The 19,882-nt window shown below is 66.0% G+C and carries 17 protein-coding genes; 7 read left to right on the top strand and 10 right to left on the bottom strand.

Going from position 1 to position 19,882, the window contains the following annotated elements; all coding sequences use genetic code 11:
- Nucleotides 1–98 precede the first annotated feature (98 nt).
- On the top strand, nucleotides 99–1,607 hold the full coding sequence (locus OKQ63_RS02740; protein WP_264212440.1) for a YifB family Mg chelatase-like AAA ATPase: 1,509 nt from the start codon (nucleotides 99–101) through the stop codon (nucleotides 1,605–1,607).
- Here the strand turns inward: OKQ63_RS02740 and OKQ63_RS02735 are convergent.
- From OKQ63_RS02735 to rsmI, 4 genes are all read right to left on the bottom strand, one after another.
- Complete coding sequence (locus OKQ63_RS02735) at nucleotides 1,596–2,504, bottom strand: alpha/beta hydrolase (protein WP_264212439.1); 909 nt, start codon at nucleotides 2,502–2,504, stop codon at nucleotides 1,596–1,598. The two genes, OKQ63_RS02740 and OKQ63_RS02735, sit on opposite strands and share 12 nt — an antisense overlap.
- Nucleotides 2,504–3,439: a glutathione synthase gene (gene gshB / locus OKQ63_RS02730; protein ID WP_264212438.1), complete on the bottom strand. Its 936-nt coding sequence runs from the start codon at nucleotides 3,437–3,439 to the stop codon at nucleotides 2,504–2,506. Before gshB ends, OKQ63_RS02735 begins: the two co-directional genes overlap by 1 nt.
- Before the next feature lie 71 nt (nucleotides 3,440–3,510).
- Nucleotides 3,511–3,885 (bottom strand): YraN family protein, encoded by a 375-nt coding sequence (locus tag OKQ63_RS02725; protein ID WP_264212437.1) that lies wholly within the window; start codon nucleotides 3,883–3,885, stop codon nucleotides 3,511–3,513.
- Nucleotides 3,886–3,888: 3 nt separating this feature from the next.
- Nucleotides 3,889–4,746: a 16S rRNA (cytidine(1402)-2'-O)-methyltransferase gene (gene rsmI, locus OKQ63_RS02720; protein WP_264212436.1), complete on the bottom strand. Its 858-nt coding sequence runs from the start codon at nucleotides 4,744–4,746 to the stop codon at nucleotides 3,889–3,891.
- An 87-nt stretch (nucleotides 4,747–4,833) separates the two neighbouring features.
- On the opposite strand from rsmI, the gene OKQ63_RS02715 reads away from it, so the two are divergent.
- Genes OKQ63_RS02715 through murJ form a run of 3 tightly spaced genes read left to right on the top strand, consistent with a single transcriptional unit; the run spans nucleotide 4,834 to nucleotide 10,347 of the window.
- Nucleotides 4,834–6,000: a penicillin-binding protein activator gene (locus tag OKQ63_RS02715; protein WP_264212435.1), complete on the top strand. Its 1,167-nt coding sequence runs from the start codon at nucleotides 4,834–4,836 to the stop codon at nucleotides 5,998–6,000.
- A complete protein-coding gene (locus tag OKQ63_RS02710) occupies nucleotides 5,960–8,800 on the top strand; it encodes a [protein-PII] uridylyltransferase (RefSeq protein ID WP_264212434.1) in 2,841 nt (946 codons plus the stop codon). Before OKQ63_RS02715 ends, OKQ63_RS02710 begins: the two co-directional genes overlap by 41 nt.
- Nucleotides 8,797–10,347 (top strand): murein biosynthesis integral membrane protein MurJ, encoded by a 1,551-nt coding sequence (gene murJ, locus OKQ63_RS02705; RefSeq protein WP_264212433.1) that lies wholly within the window; start codon nucleotides 8,797–8,799, stop codon nucleotides 10,345–10,347. Before OKQ63_RS02710 ends, murJ begins: the two co-directional genes overlap by 4 nt.
- Nucleotides 10,348–10,361: 14 nt before the next feature.
- Here murJ and OKQ63_RS02700 read toward each other — a convergent pair whose 3' ends face one another.
- Nucleotides 10,362–11,048, bottom strand: a complete 687-nt coding sequence (locus OKQ63_RS02700) for a rhomboid family intramembrane serine protease (RefSeq protein WP_264212432.1) — start codon at nucleotides 11,046–11,048, stop codon at nucleotides 10,362–10,364.
- A 102-nt stretch (nucleotides 11,049–11,150) separates the two neighbouring features.
- On the opposite strand from OKQ63_RS02700, the gene trpS reads away from it, so the two are divergent.
- Nucleotides 11,151–12,179 (top strand): tryptophan--tRNA ligase, encoded by a 1,029-nt coding sequence (trpS, locus tag OKQ63_RS02695; protein ID WP_264212431.1) that lies wholly within the window; start codon nucleotides 11,151–11,153, stop codon nucleotides 12,177–12,179.
- A gap of 143 nt (nucleotides 12,180–12,322) precedes the next feature.
- Nucleotides 12,323–14,224 carry an OmpA family protein gene (locus OKQ63_RS02690; protein ID WP_264212430.1) on the top strand — a complete coding sequence of 634 codons (1,902 nt, stop codon included), beginning with the start codon at nucleotides 12,323–12,325 and terminating at the stop codon, nucleotides 14,222–14,224.
- Between the two features lie 58 nt (nucleotides 14,225–14,282).
- Here OKQ63_RS02690 and OKQ63_RS02685 read toward each other — a convergent pair whose 3' ends face one another.
- The 5 genes from OKQ63_RS02685 to paaG all read right to left on the bottom strand — a co-directional run bounded on the left by OKQ63_RS02685 (nucleotide 14,283) and on the right by paaG (nucleotide 17,710).
- Nucleotides 14,283–14,495: a hypothetical protein gene (locus tag OKQ63_RS02685; RefSeq protein WP_264212429.1), complete on the bottom strand. Its 213-nt coding sequence runs from the start codon at nucleotides 14,493–14,495 to the stop codon at nucleotides 14,283–14,285.
- 62 nt (nucleotides 14,496–14,557) lie between these two features.
- The gene (locus OKQ63_RS02680) at nucleotides 14,558–15,154 is read right to left on the bottom strand and encodes a TetR/AcrR family transcriptional regulator (protein WP_264212428.1); all 597 of its coding nucleotides are present in this window, start codon (nucleotides 15,152–15,154) and stop codon (nucleotides 14,558–14,560) included.
- A 16-nt stretch (nucleotides 15,155–15,170) separates the two neighbouring features.
- Nucleotides 15,171–16,481 (bottom strand): phenylacetate--CoA ligase PaaK, encoded by a 1,311-nt coding sequence (paaK, locus tag OKQ63_RS02675; protein WP_264212427.1) that lies wholly within the window; start codon nucleotides 16,479–16,481, stop codon nucleotides 15,171–15,173.
- A 15-nt stretch (nucleotides 16,482–16,496) separates the two neighbouring features.
- Nucleotides 16,497–16,922 (bottom strand): hydroxyphenylacetyl-CoA thioesterase PaaI, encoded by a 426-nt coding sequence (paaI, locus tag OKQ63_RS02670; protein WP_264212426.1) that lies wholly within the window; start codon nucleotides 16,920–16,922, stop codon nucleotides 16,497–16,499.
- A gap of 2 nt (nucleotides 16,923–16,924) precedes the next feature.
- Nucleotides 16,925–17,710: a 2-(1,2-epoxy-1,2-dihydrophenyl)acetyl-CoA isomerase PaaG gene (gene paaG / locus OKQ63_RS02665; protein WP_264212425.1), complete on the bottom strand. Its 786-nt coding sequence runs from the start codon at nucleotides 17,708–17,710 to the stop codon at nucleotides 16,925–16,927.
- Between the two features lie 128 nt (nucleotides 17,711–17,838).
- Between paaG and paaZ the strand changes: the two genes are divergently transcribed.
- Nucleotides 17,839–19,869: a phenylacetic acid degradation bifunctional protein PaaZ gene (gene paaZ, locus OKQ63_RS02660; RefSeq protein ID WP_264212424.1), complete on the top strand. Its 2,031-nt coding sequence runs from the start codon at nucleotides 17,839–17,841 to the stop codon at nucleotides 19,867–19,869.
- The last annotated feature ends 13 nt before the right edge of the window (nucleotides 19,870–19,882 follow it).

Raw genomic sequence — 19,882 nt, 5'->3', positions numbered from 1 at the left:
GAATTCTGCGTGAATTCGCTGCTGCCGCCCGCTCTCGTTAACGACTCGGAAACCACGATTGCCAAGCATTTCCCCCTGCACCAGGAGGGTTGGGTGAGATGACAGCACGGTCCTACACAGTTGCGTTCCAGGGCGTCGAGGCGCGGCTGGTCGAAGTGCAATGCGCCGTCGCCCCGGGCCTGCCCGCCTTCTCGGTGGTCGGATTGCCGGACAAGGCGGTGAGTGAGGCGCGCGAGCGGGTGCGGGCGGCCTTTGCGGCGATGTCCATCGCCCTGCCCTCGCGGCGGATCACCATAAACCTGTCGCCCGCAGACCTGCCCAAGGAGGGCAGCCATTTCGATCTGCCGATTGCGCTGGCGCTGCTGGCCGCCATCGGCATCATTCCGCCCGAAAAGGCCGAGGAAACCATCGCCCTGGGAGAGCTGTCATTGGACGGCCAGCTGATGCCCGTGACCGGCGCCCTGCCCGCGGCGGTGACCGCCGCGGAGGAAGGCCGGATGCTGCTCTGCCCGAAACCCTCGGGACCGGAGGCGGCCTGGGTCGATGCAGCACAGGTGATCGGGGCTGCCACACTGACGGAAGTGGTGCAGCATTTCACCGGCCAGCGGCGCATTGAACCTGCCGCGCCCGGGGAGGCGGTCAGCGGATTGGGCGGCAAGGACCTGCGCGACGTGAAAGGCCAGGAGACAGCCAAGCGGGCGCTGGAAATCGCCGCCGCCGGGCGCCATCACATGCTGATGATCGGCCCGCCCGGCTCCGGCAAATCGATGCTGGCGGCAAGACTGCCCTCGATCCTGCCGCCGCTGTCGCCCGCCGAAGCGCTGGAAACCTCGATGATCCATTCCTTGTGCGGGCTGATCGACGAGGGCGGGATCAGCCGTGCCCGCCCGTTCCGCGAGCCGCATCACACCGCCTCCATGGCGGCGATTGCCGGCGGCGGGCGGCGCGCCCAGCCCGGCGAGATCAGCCTGGCCCACAATGGCGTCCTGTTCCTGGACGAGCTGCCGGAGTTCGGCCGTTCCGTGCTGGAAACCCTGCGCCAGCCGCTGGAAACCGGCGAGGTGATGGTGGCGCGCGCCAATGCGCATGTGAAATACCCCAGCCGCTTCATGCTGGTGGCTGCCGCCAACCCCTGCAAATGCGGCTATCTGGCCGATGCCAACCGCGCCTGCTCCCGCGCGCCCATCTGCGGTGCCGATTACCTGGGGCGGATCTCCGGCCCGCTGCTGGACCGCTTCGATCTGCACCTGGACGTGCCGCCGGTGGCTGTCGCCGACCTGGAGCTGCCGCCCGGCGCCGAAGGCTCTGCCGGCGTGGCGCAGCGGGTGGCCATCGCCCGCGAGATGCAGGCGGCGCGGTTCCGGGACCATCCCGGCCTGCGCCAGAATGCCGATGCCGAGGGCAGCCTGCTGGAAGAGATTGCCGCGCCCGACACTGAAAGCCGCGGCCTGCTGGTGCGCGCCGCCGAACGGTTCGGGCTCAGCGCGCGCGGCTACCACCGGGTGCTGCGGGTCGCCCGCACCATTGCCGACCTGGCCGGTGAAGAGCGCGTGCAGCGCCAGCATTTCGCCGAGGCGCTGAGCTTCCGGCTGCCCTCACCCCGCTGAGCCGCCGTCCAGGGCTGAAACCGCAAAGGCTGCGGCCTCTTCCAGCGCCGCCTGCCCTTCCGGCAGATGTCCGGCCATGAACTGCCAGACATGCGGCACATTGCGCCACAGGCTGAGGCGCACCGTGCCGCCCGCGGCCTGCAGCCGCTCTGCCATGCGCTGCGCATCCGACAGCAGCACCTCGGTATCGCCTGCCTGGATCAGCACCGGCGGCGGACCGGGAAACTCAGCGAATAACGGAGATGCCCGGGCATCAGCGGGATCCGCACCCGCCAGATACTGCTCCACAACCTCTTTCATCCGCCCCGTCGGGATGATCGCATCCTTGACCCGGTTGGCCTTTATGCTGGCCCCGCTCAGCGTCAGATCGCACCAGGGCGAGAAGGCAATCAGACCTGCCGGGCGTTCGCCCCGGGCCAGAAGGGCGGCCAGCAGCGCCAGCGCCAGCCCGCCGCCGGCACTGTCGCCTGCCAGCAGAATGTCAGCCGCCGCATACCCCCTGCGGCGCAGATATTGCCATGCCGCCAGGGCATCGTCGCAGGCGGCCGGAAACGGGGCCTCCTGCAGCAGCCGGTAATCGGGGACTGCCACCTCCATGCCAGAGGCGAAAGACAGGCGGGACAGCATCCCCTGATAGGCACGGGCACTGCCTGCCAGATAGGCTCCGCCATGCAGAAACAGGATGATCCGCCTGCCGCGGGTCTGCCCGGCAGAGACCAGAGTGAGCGGCACCGGCGCAGGCCGCCGCAGCATCCGGGTAAAGGGCAGCGCCGGGCAGAACAGCGGCGCGGCAAGTTCAAAGACCCTGCGTGCCAGTTCCGGGCTGCCGGCCACCTGCAGCGCCGGTTTCATGCCATAACGCATCCAGGCGTTCAGGACCCGGCGCTGCCAGCTCATCAGCCGATCTTGGCCTCGATCGCCTGCCAGACCTTTTCGGCGATGTTCACGCCGTCAAAGCGTTCCAGCTCCTGAATGCCGGTGGGCGAAGTCACATTGATCTCCGTCAGGTAGTCGCCGATCACGTCGATGCCGACAAAGACCTGCCCCTTTTCGCGCAGCAAGGGGCCGATGGCGGCGCAGATTTCCAGATCCCGCTCGCTCAGCCCGATCTTCTCGGGCCGTCCGCCCACATGCATGTTGGAGCGGGTCTCGCCCGCAGCGGGCACCCGGTTGATGGCGCCAACCGGCTCGCCGTCGACCAGGATCACCCGCTTGTCCCCGTTGCTGACGTCGGGCAGGAATTTCTGCACGATCAGCGGCTCGCGGCTGAAGCCGGTGAACAGCTCGTGCAGCGACGTGAGGTTGCGGTCATTGGCATCCAGGCGGAAGACGCCGGCGCCGCCGTTGCCATAAAGCGGTTTCAGGATCACATCGCCATGCTTTTCCTTGAACGCCTTGATGGTCTGCAGGTCGCGGGCGATGGTGGTGGGCGGGGTCAGCTCCGGGAAGTTCAGAACCAGCAGCTTTTCCGGATAGTTGCGCACCCAGAACGGATCGTTCACCACCAGCGCCCTGCCCTTCAGCATGTCCAGCAGATGGGTCGAGGTGATGTAATGCATGTCGAACGGCGGGTCCTGGCGCAGCCAGACCACGTCGAAATCCGCCAGATCCACCTCGCGCTCCTCTCCCAGAACCGCCGGCGTGCCTGCCACCCGCTGCACGGTCATGTCATGGCCGCGGGCGGTGATGCGGCCCTCCTGATAGGCCAGCTGGTCGGGAGCGTAGTAGAACAGCTCATGGCCGCGCGCCTGTGCCTCTTCGGCCAGACGGAAGCTGCTGTCCGCGTTGATGTCCACGCCCATGACCGGGTCCATCTGGAAGGCGATTTTCATGGCAGTATCCCTTGTAAGCTGGGCAAATACATGGCCTACCGCGGGCCGGGGTTCAATGGGTGAGGCGCGGTTCAATCCATCCCGAAAGCGTTTTCGATGATCTCCACCGCGCCGGTTCCATCCACCAGCGCCGCATCGAACCGCACCGGTGTCAGCTGCCCCTGCGGCGAGCTCTCCAGATACTGCCCGGCGCTGGCATAGATGCGTTCCGCCTGCCGCGGAGTGATGCGCAGGGCCGCGCCTGCACTGGTGGCGCTGTGCTTCACTTCGACAAACACTAGTTCTTCAGGGCCGCGCAGGATCAGGTCAATCTCGCCGCCCGGCCCGCGCCAGCGGCGTTCGGCCACGGTGTAGCCGCGGGTCTCGTAATGGCGCGCGACGATCTCCTCCGCCGCTTCGCCCGCCAGATGGGCCCGGTGTCCGCGGTGGCGGCGGTCACGGGACATGGGTCAGCCGCCCTTGGCCAGCTGCAGCGCCAGCTGGTAGACCTTGCGCCGGGGCAGCCCGTGCAATTCGGCGACGATCCCGGCGGCATCCTTGACCGAATTGTCCTGCAAGGCCGCCTCCAGGTCGCTCTGCAGATCGCCCTCGCTGACCTCCGCCTCCTGCGCGCGGTCGACCAGCAGCACGATCTCGCCCTTGACCGGGGCCTCCTCCAGACCAGCGGCCAGGTCTGCCAGCGGCGCGCGGCGCACTTCCTCGAATTTCTTGGTCAGCTCGCGGCACAGCGCGGCCGGGCGGTTGCCCAGAACAGCCGCCATATCCGCCACCGAGGCGGCAACACGCTTGGGCGATTCATAAAAGATCAGCGTGCCGGGGATTTCCCGCAGCTCCTCCAGCCGCTTGCGGCGGGCACCGGAGGCATTGGGCAGGAAACCGGCGAAGAAAAACGCATCGGTGGGCAGGCCCGCCAGCGTCAGCGCCGTTGCCGCCGCCGAGGCGCCGGGCGCGCAGGTGATCTTGTGACCGGCCTCTGCCGCGGCGCGGCTGAGGTCATAGCCCGGGTCCGCGATCAGCGGCATCCCGGCCTCGGAGGCATAGGCAACCGATTTGCCCTCTGCCACCGCCTCCAGCAGTTTGGCGCGGGCGCCGGCGCCGCTGTGGTCGTGGTAAGCGATGATCCGCCGCCCGCCCAGCGGCACCCCGTGAATCTCCATCAGCTTGCGCAGCGAGCGTGTATCCTCGGCGGCAAGCACATCGGCCGAGGCCAGCACGTCCAGCGCCCGCAGGGTAATGTCGCGGGCGGTGCCGATCGGCGTGGCAACAAAGTACAGCCCGGGGGACAATATGACATTCTGGTGATTCAACGCTGGACCCGCCTTTTTGGTCGTTTATGATCCGCCCTTAAACCCACGCGGCGCAGCGGCGCCGGGAGAACGGAGTTTCAAGCCATTATGTTTGCTGTTTTCAAACGCGCCCGCAAGGCGGCACTGACAGCCGCCGCGGCCCTGTCCGCGATTGCCCTGACCGCCTGTGATCCGGTTGCCATTGGCAGCGGCCCGACAATCAACACGTCCAAACCGGTTCCGGTGGCGCTGCTGGTGCCGCGCGGCTCTGCCCAGCAAGGCGACAGCGTGCTGGCGCGAAGCCTGGAAAACGCGGCCCGGATGGCGATTGCCGATCTGCAAGGGGTGCAGATCGACCTGCGGGTCTATGACACCGCGGGCAGTCCCGAAATTGCCGCCGGCGCGGCGCAGCAGGCGCTGAACGACGGTGCCCGCGTCATTCTTGGCCCGGTTTACGCCGAGGCTGCCAACGCGGCAGGCATTGCCGCCCGCCAGCGCGGCGTGAACGTGCTGGCGTTTTCCAACAACCCGGCGATTGCCGGCGGCAACGTCTTCATTCTGGGTCCGACCTTCGACAACACCGCACGGCGGCTGACCAGCTTTGCCGCCCGCAACGGCAAGCGTAACATCCTGATTGTCGGCGGCAACGATTCCGCCGGTGTCGCCGGCCGCTCCGCCATTCAGCGCGCAGCCAGCCAGACCGGCGCCAATATCACCGGCAGTGTCGGCTATGAACTGTCCCAGCAGGGCGTGATCAACGCGATTCCGGCCATCCGGGCAGAAGCCGCCAGTGCGGACGCGGTGTTCCTGACCTCGACCACCGCAGGCGCGCTGCCGCTGCTGGCCCAGTTGCTGCCCGAAGCCGGCGTCGACCCGGCGGAGAAGCAGTATATCGGCCTGACCCGCTGGGACATCCCGGCCCAGACCCTGGCCCTGCCCGGTGTGCAGGGCGGCTGGTTCGCGATGCCCGACCAGGGCAAGGCGCAGCAGTTCAGCACCCGCTATCAGGCAAGCTACGGCGCCGCACCGCACTCGATCGGCAGCCTGGCCTATGACGGCATTGCCGCCATCGGCGCGCTGGTTGCAGCGGGCAAATCCGACGCATTGACCGGCGGGGCGCTGACCCAGGGGGCTGGCTTCCAGGGGGCCGGCGGCATCTTCCGCCTGCGTCCCGACGGCACCAACGAGCGCGGCCTGGCGGTTGCCACTATCCAAGAACAGAAGGTCGTGATCATTGACCCAGCCCCAAGCAGCTTCACCGGCGCCGGATTCTGAGCCGGCCGCTGGCGCCGCGCCGCACGCGGCCAACGGCTTTCCCGAACCGCTGGGGCCGCTGATTTGCGAACCGGCGGACATCTTTGACGCCGCGGCGGTGCAGGCACAGATCAAAGCGCTGGCCGGGGACACCGCCGCCGCGGAGCTGCGCGGCGAGACCGTGAAAATCCTGCGCGCCGCCAACAAGGCCGGGCGGGCGGCGATTGCCCAGGCGTTTGCGGACAAACCCTTTGCGGCGCGGGACCTGACCCGCTCCTACACTTTCCTGACCGACGGTTTGGTGACCACGGCGCTGTATGTGGCCAGCAGCCTGCTGCATCCGCTGGCCACGCCGACCCGGGGCGAGCGCATCGCGGTGATGGCGGTCGGCGGCTACGGCCGGGGCGAAATGGCACCGGCTTCGGATGTCGATCTGCTGTTCCTGACGCCCTACAAGATCACTGCCTGGGCCGAAAGCGTGATTGAATCGATGCTCTACATCCTGTGGGATCTGCGGCTGAAGGTCGGCCATGCCAGCCGCACCATCAAGGACTGCATCCGGCTGGGCGGCGAGGATTACACCATCCGCACCGCGATGCTGGAGCAGCGCTTCCTGGCGGGCCACGCGCCGCTGGCAAAAGAGCTGGACAAGCGGCTGAAGGCAGAACTGTTTTCGCAGGACGCCCAGGAATTCATCGAGGCCAAACTGGCAGAACGCGACGCCCGCCACCTGAAGCAGGGCCAGCGCTATATGGTCGAACCCAACGTGAAGGAAGGCAAGGGGGGGCTGCGCGATCTGCAATCCCTGTTCTGGATAGCGAAATACCTCTATCAGGTTCAGGATGCGGAAGAGCTGGTGCCGCTGGGCCTGTTCCGGCCGGAGGAGATGGAGCTGTTTGCCAAGGCCGCAACCTTTCTGTGGGCCGTGCGGTCGCATCTGCACCTGGCCACCGGCCGCGCCACCGAACAGCTGACCTTTGACCTGCAGGTCGAGGTGGCCGGCCGCATGGGCTACGAGGACAAGGCCGGCCGCCGCGGTGTGGAAATCTTCATGCAGGAGTATTTCCGCCATGCCACCCGGGTCGGCGACCTGACCCGGATCTTCCTGACCAAGCTGGAGGCCAGCCAGCAGAAAGGCGCACCGCTTCTGGAGCGGATCTTCCGCCGCCGCCCCCGGATCAAGCCCGGATACAAGGTGGTTCACAACCGGCTGGACGTGACCGACCCCGGGGCATTTCTGGAAGACCGGGTCAACCTGCTGCGGATTTTCGAGGAAGCGCTGCGCACCGGCATGCTGATCCACCCGGACGCGATGCGCCTGGTTACGGCCAACCTGCATCTGATCGACGAGGACATGCGCAACGACAAGGAAGCCCGGCGCATTTTTCTGGACCTGCTGCTGAAACACGGCAACTCCGAACGCGCGCTCAGACGGATGAACGAGCTGGGCGTGCTGTCGGCCTTCCTGCCGGAGTTCGAGCCCATCGTGGCGATGATGCAGTTCAACATGTACCACTCCTACACGGTGGACGAGCACACCATTCAGGTGATCGCCAACTTTGCCGCCATCGAGCGCGGCGAGCTGGAGGATGAGCTTCCGCTGTCCTCCTCGATCCTTCGCAAGGGGCTCAGCCGGAAGATCCTGATGGTGGCGATGCTGCTGCATGACATCGGCAAGGGGCGCGAGCAGGATCATTCGATCCTGGGCGCCCAGATTGCCCGCAAGGTGGCGCCGCGGCTGGGGCTGAAACCCTCCGAATGCGAAACCGTGGAGTGGCTGGTGCGTTATCACCTGCTGATGTCCGACATGGCGCAGAAACGCGACATTGCCGACCCGCGCACGGTGCGCGATTTCGCCAAGGCGGTGCAGACGGTCAAGCGGCTGGATCTGCTGCTCCTGCTGACCGTCTGCGACATCCGCGGCGTCGGACCGGACACCTGGAACAACTGGAAGGCGGCGCTGCTGCGCGCGCTTTACGGCCAGACCCGGGCGGCGCTGGAGGGCGGCATGGAGGCGCTGAACCGCGAGCACCGCGGCGCATCGGCCAAAAAAGCCCTGCGCGAGGCGCTGCCGGACTGGCCCAAGGCCGACCTCAAAACCGAGACGGCCCGGCACTATCCGCCCTACTGGCACGGGCTGCATGTCACCGCGCATGTGGACTTTGCCGAAATGCTGCGCGACTACACCGCCAAGGGCGATCCGGGCGAGGTGATGATCCGGCTTTACCCGGACGTGGACCGCGACGCCACCCGCGCCTGTTTTGTGATGGACGACCATCCCGGCATCTTTGCCCGCATTGCCGGCGCGCTGGCGCTGGTCGGGGCCAATGTCGTGGACGCGCGCTCCTACACCACCAAGGACGGCTATGTGACCGATGCCTTCTGGATCCAGGACAGCGAGGGCCACCCGTTCGACCCGATCCGGCTGCACCGGCTGAAGCAGATGATCGAAAAGACCCTCAAGGGCGAGGTGATCACCCGCGACGCGCTGAAATCCCGCGACAAGATCAAGAAGCGGGAACGCGCCTTCAAGGTGCCGACCCATATCACCTTTGATAATGAAGGCTCCGAAATCTACACCATCATCGAAGTGGACACCCGCGACCGGCCCGGGCTGCTGTATGATCTGGCCCGCACGCTGGCCTCTGCCAATGTATATATCGCCAATGCGGTGATCGCGACCTATGGCGAACAGGTGGTGGATGCGTTTTATGTCAAGGACATGTTCGGCTTGAAATACTACGCAGAGTCGAAACAGCGGACGCTGGAAAAGAAACTGCGCGAGGCCATCGCCGAAGGCGCCAAACGGGCGGATACATGAAGCCGATCAAACTGCTTTCGGGCTTCCTGACCGTCGGGTTCTGGACGCTGGCAAGCCGCGTGCTGGGGTTTGCGCGCGAGATCCTGATTGCCGCCTTCATCGGGCCGGGTCCGGTGCTGGATGCCTTCATCGTGGCCTTCCGCCTGCCCAACATGTTCCGCCGTTTCTTTGCCGAAGGCGCTTTCAACGCGGCCTTTGTGCCGGCCTTTTCCAAGCGCTACGAGGCCGGAGAGGATGCCCGGAAATATGCCCAGGACGCCTTCAATCTCCTGGCAGCGGCGGTGCTCGCGCTGGTGGGGATGGGAATGGTGTTCATGCCGGGTCTGGTCTGGCTGACGGCCGGCGGATTTGTGGGCGATGCGCGTTTCGACATGGCCGTCGGGTATGGCCATATCGCCTTTCCCTACATCCTGTTCATGTCGCTGGCGGCGCTGTTTTCCGGGGTGCTGAACGCCACCGGGCGGTTTGCGGCTGCCGCCGCGGCGCCTGTGCTGCTGAACATCTTCGCCTGCGCCGCCATGGCTGCCGGTGCCGTACTGGGGGGCAGCGTTGTGGACTGGCTGGTCTGGACCATCCCGGTGGCAGGCGTGGCCCAATTGGCGCTTGTCTGGGTTGCCGCGGCCCGCGCCGGCATCGCGCTGCGCCCCGGCCTGCCGCGCTGGAACAGCGAAATGCGCAGCCTGGTGCGGGTCGCCGTGCCCGCCGCGCTGGCCATGGGGGTGACACAGATCAATCTGGTGGTGGGGCAATACGTGGCCTCGGATATCGAAAAGGCCGCCAGCTGGCTGTTCATCGCCGACCGGCTGTATCAGCTGCCGCTGGGGGTCGTCGGCATTGCCGTCGGCATCGTGCTGCTGCCCGCCTTGTCGCGCCGCCTGCGCGCCGGAGACAGCGCAGGCTCGCAGGACGCCCTGTCGCGCGCCGGGGAGTTCTCGCTGCTGCTGGCGGTCCCCTCCGCCGTGGCCTTCATCACCGTGCCCCTGCCGCTGGTGTCTGTGCTCTATGAGCGCGGCGCAACCGGCGCCGGAGACGTGGCGGCCATTGCCGTCGCCGTCGCCATCTATGGCGCAGGCTTGCCCGCTTTCATGCTGCAGAAAGTGCTGCAGCCGCTTTATTTTGCCCGCGAGGACACCAGAACGCCGTTCCGCTATGCGATGGTGGCCATGGCGGTGAATGCCGCGCTGGCCTTTGGCCTGAAGCCCGTGCTGGGCTGGATCGCCCCCGCCATTGCCGCCTCAGCCGCGGGCTGGGCAATGGTGCTGCTGCTGGCGTTCGGTGCCCGCCATATGGGCGATGAGGCGCGGTTCGATGCCCGCTTCCGCACCCGGGCCTGGCGCATCCTGGCCGCCGCCGCGCTGATGGGCGGCGTGCTTTATGCAGTGTCTGCCGCTGCGGGCTGGCTTTTCCAGCTGGACTATTGGCGCTACCTCGCCCTGCTGGGCCTGGTTGCTTTGGGCTGCGTGGTCTATTTCGCCGCGGGACAGGCACTCGGAGCATTCCGCCTGTCTGAATTCCGCAGCGCGCTCAGCCGCAGGAAACAGGCGTAGGCAGCGCCCCGCAGTCAATCGCGCCGGATACGGCTGCGGATCCGCGCCCAGCCGCCGGGCGCCAGGAAGAATGACAGGCCGAACCCGGTCGCAAAACCCGCCAGATCGGCCACCCAGTCCTTCTGGCCGCCGAACAGCAGCCCGAACAGCAGCTGCGCGCCCATCAGGAAGGCAATCAGCGAAAACGCCCGGCTCTGCTGCGCCCCGACCGAGGCCAGCGACCTCCACAGCAGGTAGGTGAAGGCCCCGATCAGCCCGTAGACCGCCGGGAAGCCGCCGATCAGGGGCTGGCCGCCGCTGATCAGCAGAGCATAGCCCAATGCGCCGCCGGCGCCGGACAGGACAAAGATCACCACCATCATCAGGTCGCCCATCACCTCGCCCACCATCTTGCCCATTGCCAGGACAAAGACGCAGACAAACAAAGCGTGGCTGAAGGCACCGTGCACAAAAACGTAGGACAGGAACCGCAGCAGGTGTTCGGGCAGCCAGCGCCCGCTCTCCTGCATCCACCAGAAGATCTCGCTGGAGAACGCATAAGACTGGATTGCCTCCAGCCGCCAGCCGATTGCCTCCGGCCCGCCCAGGATACCGCGCGCCCCAAGCGAGAACACCGTCTCGATCCCCATGATGACAAGCACCAGCGCCACCACGGCAGCAGGCAGCGGATTGACGGGGGCGGTGTGGTTAGGGTTGCTCATCAAAGCTCCTGACGGTACGGGTCGAAGCCGCACCAGTTGACGTATCCTGGCCCCATGGGTAAGCCACCGGGGTTGCTATTTCCAGACGGGAGTTACGCCCATATGAGCGAAACCACATTCACCCCGCGTGTGTTCTCGGGGATTCAGCCCTCCGGCAACCTGCACCTTGGCAACTACCTGGGGGCGCTGAAGCGTTTCGTCGACTGGCAGGCCAAGGATATTGAAACCATCTTTTGCATGGTCGACCTGCATGCGATCACCGTCTGGCAGGACCCCGCCGATCTGAAGACATCCACCCGCGAGCTTTGCGCGGGGTTCATCGCCTCGGGCATCGATCCGGAAGAATCGATCCTGATCAACCAGTCCCAGGTGCCCGAACACGCGCAGCTGGCCTGGGTGTTCAACTGCGTCGCCCGCATGGGCTGGATGCAACGGATGACCCAATGGAAGGACAAGGCCGGCAAGAACCAGCAGAACGCCTCGCTGGGCCTGCTGGCCTATCCGGCGCTGATGGCTGCCGACATCCTGGTCTACCACGCCACCCATGTGCCGGTCGGCGAGGACCAGAAGCAGCATCTGGAGCTGACCCGCGATATCGCCATCAAGTTCAACCACGACTATGGCGTCAATTTCTTCCCGGAGACCGAGCCGGTGATCGAAGGCGCGGCCACCCGGGTGATGAGCTTGCGCGATGGTTCCAAGAAGATGTCGAAATCGGATCCGTCGGACGCCAGCCGCATCAACCTGACCGATGACGCCGATGCCATCGCCAAGAAGATCCGCAAGGCCAAGACCGACCCCGAGGCGCTGCCGTCGGAGGTGAAGGGCCTGGAGGACCGCCCCGAGGCGCGCAACCTGGTGAACATCTATGCCGCGCTGAGCGAGCAGACCGTGGAACAGGTGCTGGCCGATGCCGGCGGCAAGCAGTTCTCGGAGTTCAAGCCGATGCTGGCGGATCTGGCGGTGTCGAAACTGGCGCCGATCTCGACCGAGATGGCACGGCTGATGCAGCATCAGGACGAAATCGACAAGATCCTGTCCCGCGGTTCGGAACGCGCCCGCGAGATCACCGCGCCGATCCTGCGCAAAACCTATGACATCGTTGGCATGGTCCCGCCGGTAAGCCTCTGAAACGCGTCACGCTGAGCCAAAAACAGCCGGATCAAGGCCGCTCCTGACAGGAGCGGCTTTTTTTACCGGGCGGCCGTGCAACTTTTCTGCGGCCCGGCGGTTATACTTGTGCGGCTGTGTGCCGGAACAAGGAAGGAACCGTGATGAAACCGGGAATTTTCAAATCAACCACGGCGCTGGCAGTGATGGTCTCGCTGGCAGCACCGCTGCCCGCCCTGTCCCAGGGCCAGGGAAACAAGAAGATTGACCTCGCCCAGATGAGCGCCGCCGAAATCGGCGATCTGGTCGAACGCTGCAGGAAACGCGCCGAACGGCGGCAGAAGAAGCTGGACGCAGGCGCGGAAATCGAAGAGAAGACCGGCCGGATTGCCAAGTTCTGCCAGGCATACGGCAGCGGCGCCTTTGACGCGGATCTGCCGGGCGACTTGCAATCCGCCAGCGTGCTGGCCGGCATTGCAGGGATGGCTGCCGGCGCAGAGGCCGGGGCCGAAACCGAGACTGAGGCAACCGCCGAAGCAGAGGCCGCAACCGGGGATCAGACCCAGCAGCAGGCGGACGCCGCAGAGGCGGCGGAGACTGAGGCCGAGGCTGCACCCGGGGCAAGCGCCGAAGCAAAGGCAGAAGCTGCAGCCGGGCAAGACACTGATGCCGCCGCGGCCCAGGCCGAGCAACAGGCCGGCGCTGAGGCGGGCCAGCAGGCCGAGGCCGAAGCCGTGGCCGGGGCTGAACCGCAGCCTGAGGCCGACACCGGCCAGCAGGCGGAAGCCCAGGCCGGGCAGCAGGCAGAAGCGCAATCGGATCAGCCCGCGGATGATGCCGCCGCTGAGGGGGCCGGAACCAGCGCCGAAGCCATTGCCGCCGATCTGGCCCAGTCGCAGGGCGCTGCCGGCGAAGAACCGGACAACCCTGAGCTGACCGAGCTGGACAGCCAGGCGCAGGCCGACGCCCAGGCCGAAGCCGAGACTGAGACCGCAGCGGCTGCCGCCGCCGATGGCGATGCAGGCGACGCCGAGGTGACCGAGGAAACGGTGACCGAGGACACCGTGCGCAGCTCGGACGAGGAATTCGAGACCGAAGTCGGCGAAAACACCGAAACCGCGGCAGAGGCCCCTGCCCCGCAAGCCAATGCCGCCCCGGAACAGGATGACAACGGCCTGTCCGACCAGCAGCGCAATGCGCTGCTCGGGCTTGGCGCCCTGGCCATCGGAACGCTGCTCAACAACGGCGGCAAGGTGGTTGCCAACAGCGGCGACCGGGCCATCGTGGAGCAGGACGGCCAGTACCGTGTCCTGAAGGACGACGATGCGCTGCTGCGCCAGCCGGGGTCGAATGTGACTACCTACCGGTTCCAGGACGGCTCCACCCGCACCGTTGTGGTCCGCAAGAACGGGGTTGAGGTGGAAACCATCCGCTCTGCCGAGGGCCGCGTGCTGCGCCGCACCAAACTGCTGCCGGACGGCCGCAGCGTGGTGCTGTTCGACGACACCCGGGAAAGCCGGAAAGTCGTGGTCAACGAGCTGCCGCAGATCCGGGACAACCGCCGGGCGCTGACCGGCGCCGGAACCGTCTCATCCGAGGATCTGGCCGCAGCTCTGGCCGCGCAGCAGGCGCCGGACGTGGACCGCAGCTTCTCGCTGGCGCAGGTCCGCAATATTGATGCCGTGCGCCGCCTGGTGCCGGTGATCAACGTGGACTCGGTGAACTTCGACACCGGCTCGGCGGTGATCCGGCCGCAGGAAGCCGAAGAGCTGGCCGCCCTGGGCAATGCGCTGCGGGACATCATTGACCGCAACCCCGGAGAGGTTTTCCTGATCGAAGGCCATACCGATGCGGTTGGCGCCGCCACCTATAACCTCGCCTTGTCGGACCGGCGCGCCGAAACCGTGGCGCTGGCGCTGACGGAGTATTTTGACGTGCCGCCGGAAAACATCGTGGTGCAGGGCTATGGCGAAAGCGATCTGGCGGTGAATACGCTGGCTGCCGAACGCGCCAACCGCCGCGTCGCCGTGCGCCGGATCACGCCGCTGCTGGGCAGCTCCGGCTAACCGGCAAACTTGAACAGCCGCACCCGGCGGGACCGTCCCGCCGGGTGCCTGCGCCCAGCTATTCCACTGGTGTCCTGCGCCGGGACAAGAGCCCGTATTTCAGCGCAAAGGATCGCCAGGAAAACCGGCGGCGGCCGGGTTTCGCGCCCGTCTGCCTGCCCGCGGTCCGGTCGAACTCATACATGTCGATGGCGCGCTCGGCGCAGCCGCAGGCCTCGCCCAGGCCGACCTTCCTGTAATAGAAGCTCTCAAAGCTCTCTGGTTTCCGCATCGCATCCTCCCATCGCGGAGCAGGCTAGCGCAGAAACGCCGGAATTCAAAACGGCCGCGCCGTCAGATCCCCTGCACCCCATGCAGGGTCAGATCCGCCACCAGCCGGGCGTAATCCTCGCGCGCCTTGGAGCCGGCGCCGGTATTCCACATGTAATACCAGTTCAGCATCCCGAAGACGGACATGGTGGCGCCGCGCAACTTGGCACTGTCGCCATCGAAAACCTCGGGCGCCACGGCCTGCAGGGCATCGCTCATGAACTGGACCATTTCGCGCTGATAGCCGCGCAGGTGCTTCTGCTGCGCCTCGGGCAGCGCCCCCATCGCGCCCAGCTGCACCTGATGCTCGTGATCCGCGCCCTGATAGGCCAGCAGGATTTCCGAGACGATGCGGCGCAGCCGCTCCTGCGGGCCAAAGCCGTCCAGCTCCACCTCGCAGACCCGGTCGCGCAGGTCGCAGAGGTAGGTATCAAGGACGCCGAACAGCACGGCGTCCTTGCTGTCGTAATAGTGGTAGATATTCGCCTTGGAGATCCCGCACTCGCGCGCAAGCTGGGTCATCGACGCGCGGTCGTATCCTGCCTCCGCAAACACCTTGGCGGCGGATTTCAGGATCTGCGTGCGTTTGAGATCATGGTCTTTTGCGATCGTGCGGGCCAAGGCTCACTTCCCCGGTTCAGGACTTGCTGCGGTGGTCGACGACGCGCTTGGCCTTGCCCTGGCTGCGCTCGACGGAACCCGGGTCGCCTACAATGATCTCGGTGGAAACGCCAACAATATCCTTGATCCGCTTGGTCAGCATCCGCGCCGCGGCGGTCCTGCTCAGCTCGTCGGCGGCGTCCGGATTGGCCTCCACATAGACCCGCATCGCATCCATGCGGCCGGATTTGTAGAGCTCGATCTGGTAATGCGGCGCCAGGCCGCCGGTCGCCATCAGCTGCTCCTCCACCTGGCTGGGGAAGACATTGACGCCGCGCAGGATGATCATGTCGTCGCTGCGCCCGGTGATCTTCTCCATCCGCCGCATCGTGCGCGCGGTGCCCGGCAAGAGGCGCGTGAGGTCGCGGGTGCGGTAGCGCACCATCGGCAGGCCTTCCTTGGTCAGCGTGGTGAACACCAGCTCGCCCAGCTCGCCATCGGGCAGCACCTCGCCGCTTTCCGGGTCGATGATCTCCGGCAGGAAATGATCCTCCCAGATCACCGGGCCATCCTTGGTCTCGACGCATTCATTGGCCACGCCCGGGCCCATGATCTCGCTGAGGCCGTAGATATCGACGGCATGCATGTCAAAGGCGTCCTCCACCTCCTTGCGCATCGCGTCGGTCCAGGGCTCGGCCCCGAACACGCCGACCTTCAGCGAGGTTTCGCGCGGGTCCATGCCGACCTTGTGGTACTGCTCCAGGATGTTGAGCATATAGGATGGCGTCACCATGATCCCGTCGGGTTTGAAGTCGGTGATCAGGCTCACCTGCTTTTCGGTCTGCCCGCCCGACATCGGCACCACGGTCGCGCCCAGCCGCTCGATCCCGTAATGCGCCCCCAGCCCGCCGGTGAACAGCCCGTAGCCATAGGCGTTATGCACCATGTCGCCCTTGCGCAGGCCCGAGGCGCGCAAGCTGCGCGCCACCAGATCGGCCCAGTTGCTAATATCATTTGCGGTATAGCCCACCACGGTCGGCTTGCCGGTAGTGCCGGAGGACGCGTGCAGGCGGATGATGTCGCTGCGCGGCACCGCAAACAGGCCAAAGGGATAGTTGTCGCGCAGGTCGTTCTTGTAGGTGAAGGGGAACCTGGCCAGATCCTTCAACTCCTGCAGGTCGTCCGGATGCACGCCCGCGTCATCGAACCGCTGCTTGTACATCGGCACGTTATCATAGGCGTGGCGCAGCGACCATTTCAGCCGCTGCAGCTGAAGGGCGCGGATTTCGTCAATCGAGGCGATCTCGATCGGGTCCAGATCAGCCTTGTTCGGGGTCAGGTCTTCCATTGCGTCCTCCACGCCTTATTCGTCAAACAACTGGCCTTTGACCGCCCGGGAAAACCCCCGGAATTCGGCGATTTGCCGGCCGTCCTGATTGGTCACTGTCACGTCATAGATGCCGCTGCGCCCGGTCAGGGAAATCTCGCGGGCCTGCGCGGTCAGCCTGTCGCCCAGCCGCCCGGGCGCGGTAAAGCTGATCACGTTGTGCTGCGCCACGGTGGCCTGGTTGCGGCTGTTGCAAGCAAAGGCAAAGGCGCTGTCGGCCAGCATGAAGGTCACACCGCCATGGCAGATGCCGTGGCCGTTGCAGTGGTGCTCGGCGATGGTCAGCTCCAGCGTCGCCTCGCCCTCATCCACATGGGTGATCTCCATCCCCGCCCACTTGGACGCGTGGTCATCGGCCCACATGGCGGCGGCGGATTTTTCAGCGCGTTCTGTCGGGGTCATGGTCATTTGCCTTTGAACTCGGGCGCGCGCTTTTCCAGGAAACTGGCAACGCCTTCCGCGTAATCCGCGCTCTCGCCGCAGGTCTTCATCGCGTCGGCCTCGATCTCCAGTTGATCGGACAGCGTGGTGACCGCCGCCGCCTGAATGCATTGCTTGGTCAGGCCCAGACCCAGGGTCGGGCCGTTTGCAAATTTCTCTGCCGTGGCGCGGGCCTCAGGCATCAGTTCCTCATCCGGCAGCACCTTCCAGATCAACCCCCACTCCTCGGCTTTCTTCGCGGGCAGCGGCTCGGCCGTCAGCGCCAGACCCTTGGCCCGCGCTTCGCCCAGCAGCCGCGGCAGGTGCCAGCTGCCGCCGGTGTCGGGGATCAGGCCCACCTTAGAGAACGACTGGATGAATTTGGCGCTTTCCGCCGCCAGCACCATGTCGCAGGCCAGCGCCAGATTGGCCCCGGCGCCGGCGGCCACACCGTTCACCGCGCAGATCACCGGGAAGTTCAGCTCGCGGATCAGCCGCACCAGCGGCGCGTAGAATTTGCGCACGGTCTGGCTCAGATCCGGCGGCCCGTCCATCTTGCGCGGATCGCGGTCGCCCAGATCCTGTCCGGCGCAAAATCCGCGCCCGGCGCCCGTCAGCAGCACCGCACGGGCGCCGCCATCACGCGCCGCCTCAAGTGCTGCGCGCAATGCGTTGTGCATCTCTTCGTTAAAGCTGTTCAGCCGGTCCGGACGGTTCAGGGTGATCTCCACCCAGGTGCCGTGATCCTCCACCAGAATTGTATCGCTCATCGCTCCCTCACCCTGTCAGCGGCGCTTTTGACAAATTCCTTGCATAAACCGACCGGACGGTCAATATATCTCAGCATCGGATTCCAGCCAGCCGACCTCGGCGTCGGCCTGACGAAAAGGACAGCATCATGAGCCTTCTTGAGATTTCCAGCTTTGCAGCGGGTCAATGGGTCGCACCGGGTGCAGGTGCGCGCAACATCGCCAGCGCCATCACCGGCGAGGTGATCGCCAGCGCCGGCAACGACGCGCTCGATGTGCAGGCGATGCTCGATTATGCCCGCACCACCGGCGGCCCCGCCCTGCGCAAGCTGACCTTCCACGACCGCGCCCGGATGCTGAAGGCGCTGGCGGGCCATCTGAACCAGCACAAGCAGGCGCTCTACGATCTCAGCTTCGACACCGGCGCCACCCAGTCCGACCACATGATCGACATCGACGGCGGCATCGGCACCATGTTCGTGTTTGCCTCCAAGGGCCGCCGCGAGATGCCGGACGGCCATGTCTACCTCGACGGCGATGTGGAGCAGCTCTCCCGCAACGGCACCTTCCTGGGCCAGCACATCTGCACCCCGCTGCGCGGCGTCGCGGTGCATATCAATGCCTTCAACTTCCCGGTCTGGGGCATGCTGGAGAAACTGGCCCCCACCCTGCTGGCCGGCGTCCCCGCCATCGTGAAGCCCGCCACCAACAGCTGCTATGTCACTGAACTGGCGGTAAAGCTGATGCTCGACAGCGGCATACTGCCCGAGGGCGCGCTGCAACTGGTCTCCGGCGGCCTCGGTGACATGCTGGATCATCTGACCATGCAGGACGTGGTCAGCTTCACCGGCTCCGCCAGCACCGCGCTCAAGCTGCGCGCCAACCCGGTGATCCTGGAAAACTCGGTGCGCTTCGTGGCCGAGCAGGACAGCCTCAACGCGTCTATCCTTGGCCCCGACGCCCAGCCCGGCACGCCGGAGTTCGACCTGTTCATCAAGGAAGTCAGCCGCGAGATGACCACCAAGGCGGGCCAGAAATGCACCGCCATCCGCCGCATCATCGCCCCGCAGGCGCAGGTGGAGGCAGTCATCGAAGCGCTATCCGCACGACTTGCCAAAACCACCATCGGTGATCCGCGTCTGCAAACCACACGCATGGGCGCGCTGGTCTCCAACAGTCAGAAGCGCGATGTGCTGGAAAAGGCCGCAATCATCGGCCAGGAAGCCGAGCGCGTCTTTGGCGATCCGTCGAACTTCACCGTCGAGGGCGCCGACGCCGACAAAGGCGCCTTTGTGCCGCCGATGCTGTTCCACTGCGCCGACCCGGACACGGCAAGCCGCGTGCACGACACCGAGGCGTTCGGCCCGGTTTCCACCATCATGGGCTACCGCGATCTGGATCACGCCATTGATCTCGCCAACCGCGGCCAGGGCTCGCTGGTGGCCTCCGTCATCACCCATGACGCAGGGGTTGCCCGCGAGGTTGCCATTGGCGCCGGCGCCTACCACGGCCGCCTCTACTTCAACAACCGCGACTCGATGAAGGAATCGACGGGCCACGGCTCCCCCCTGCCCCACATGGTGCATGGCGGCCCCGGCCGCGCCGGCGGCGGCGAGGAAATGGGCGGCGTGCGCGGCGTCAAACACTACATGCAGCGCACCGCCATCCAGGGCTCGCCGGATATCCTGTCGGCGATTGGCGAGAAATGGGTCCCCGGCGGCACCGAGATCGAAGGCCCCGCACACCCCTTCACCCGCAAGTTCGGCGAGCTGGCGATCGGCGAGACCCTGCACACCGCGCCGCGCACCGTCACGCTGGAAGATATCGAGACCTTCGCCCATTTCACCGGCGACACCTTCTATGCCCATATGGACGACGAGGCCGCCAAGCGGAACCCGTTCTTCCCGGGCCGCGTCGCGCATGGCTACCTGCTCCTGTCCTTTGCCGCCGGCATGTTCGTGCAGCCGGACGAAGGCCCGGTTCTGGCCAACACCGGCCTCGACTCCTTGCGCTTCATGAAGCCGGTTTCGGCAGGCGACAGCATCAAGGTGCGCCTCACGGTCAAGAAGAAGACCCCGCGCAACGAGGAGTACGGCGAGGTGCGCTGGCACGTGACGCTGACCAATCAGGACGATGAGATCGCAGCGGAATACGAGCTGCTGACCATGAATGCCTTCTGAGCCTGTGCAAAAG

Origin of the sequence: Leisingera thetidis (assembly GCF_025857195.1) — a bacterium.
Taxonomy (GTDB): Bacteria; Pseudomonadota; Alphaproteobacteria; order Rhodobacterales; family Rhodobacteraceae; genus Leisingera; species Leisingera thetidis.
The sequence above is the reverse complement of the archived record's forward strand: the minus strand, read 5'-3'. Positions and strand labels throughout refer to the sequence as shown.

Excerpts from the sequence above, each read along its gene's own strand:
- OKQ63_RS02740 (WP_264212440.1), top strand. The coding sequence starts at position 99 with ATGACAGCACGGTCCTACACAGTTGCGTTCCAGGGCGTCGAGGCGCGG.
- OKQ63_RS02735 (WP_264212439.1), bottom strand. The coding sequence starts at position 2,504 with ATGAGCTGGCAGCGCCGGGTCCTGAACGCCTGGATGCGTTATGGCATG.
- gshB (WP_264212438.1), bottom strand. The coding sequence starts at position 3,439 with ATGAAAATCGCCTTCCAGATGGACCCGGTCATGGGCGTGGACATCAAC.
- OKQ63_RS02725 (WP_264212437.1), bottom strand. The coding sequence starts at position 3,885 with ATGTCCCGTGACCGCCGCCACCGCGGACACCGGGCCCATCTGGCGGGC.
- OKQ63_RS02715 (WP_264212435.1), top strand. The coding sequence starts at position 4,834 with ATGTTTGCTGTTTTCAAACGCGCCCGCAAGGCGGCACTGACAGCCGCC.
- murJ (WP_264212433.1), top strand. The coding sequence starts at position 8,797 with ATGAAGCCGATCAAACTGCTTTCGGGCTTCCTGACCGTCGGGTTCTGG.
- OKQ63_RS02700 (WP_264212432.1), bottom strand. The coding sequence starts at position 11,048 with ATGAGCAACCCTAACCACACCGCCCCCGTCAATCCGCTGCCTGCTGCC.
- trpS (WP_264212431.1), top strand. The coding sequence starts at position 11,151 with ATGAGCGAAACCACATTCACCCCGCGTGTGTTCTCGGGGATTCAGCCC.
- OKQ63_RS02690 (WP_264212430.1), top strand. The coding sequence starts at position 12,323 with ATGAAACCGGGAATTTTCAAATCAACCACGGCGCTGGCAGTGATGGTC.
- OKQ63_RS02685 (WP_264212429.1), bottom strand. The coding sequence starts at position 14,495 with ATGCGGAAACCAGAGAGCTTTGAGAGCTTCTATTACAGGAAGGTCGGC.
- paaK (WP_264212427.1), bottom strand. The coding sequence starts at position 16,481 with ATGGAAGACCTGACCCCGAACAAGGCTGATCTGGACCCGATCGAGATC.
- paaI (WP_264212426.1), bottom strand. The coding sequence starts at position 16,922 with ATGACCCCGACAGAACGCGCTGAAAAATCCGCCGCCGCCATGTGGGCC.
- paaG (WP_264212425.1), bottom strand. The coding sequence starts at position 17,710 with ATGAGCGATACAATTCTGGTGGAGGATCACGGCACCTGGGTGGAGATC.
- paaZ (WP_264212424.1), top strand. The coding sequence starts at position 17,839 with ATGAGCCTTCTTGAGATTTCCAGCTTTGCAGCGGGTCAATGGGTCGCA.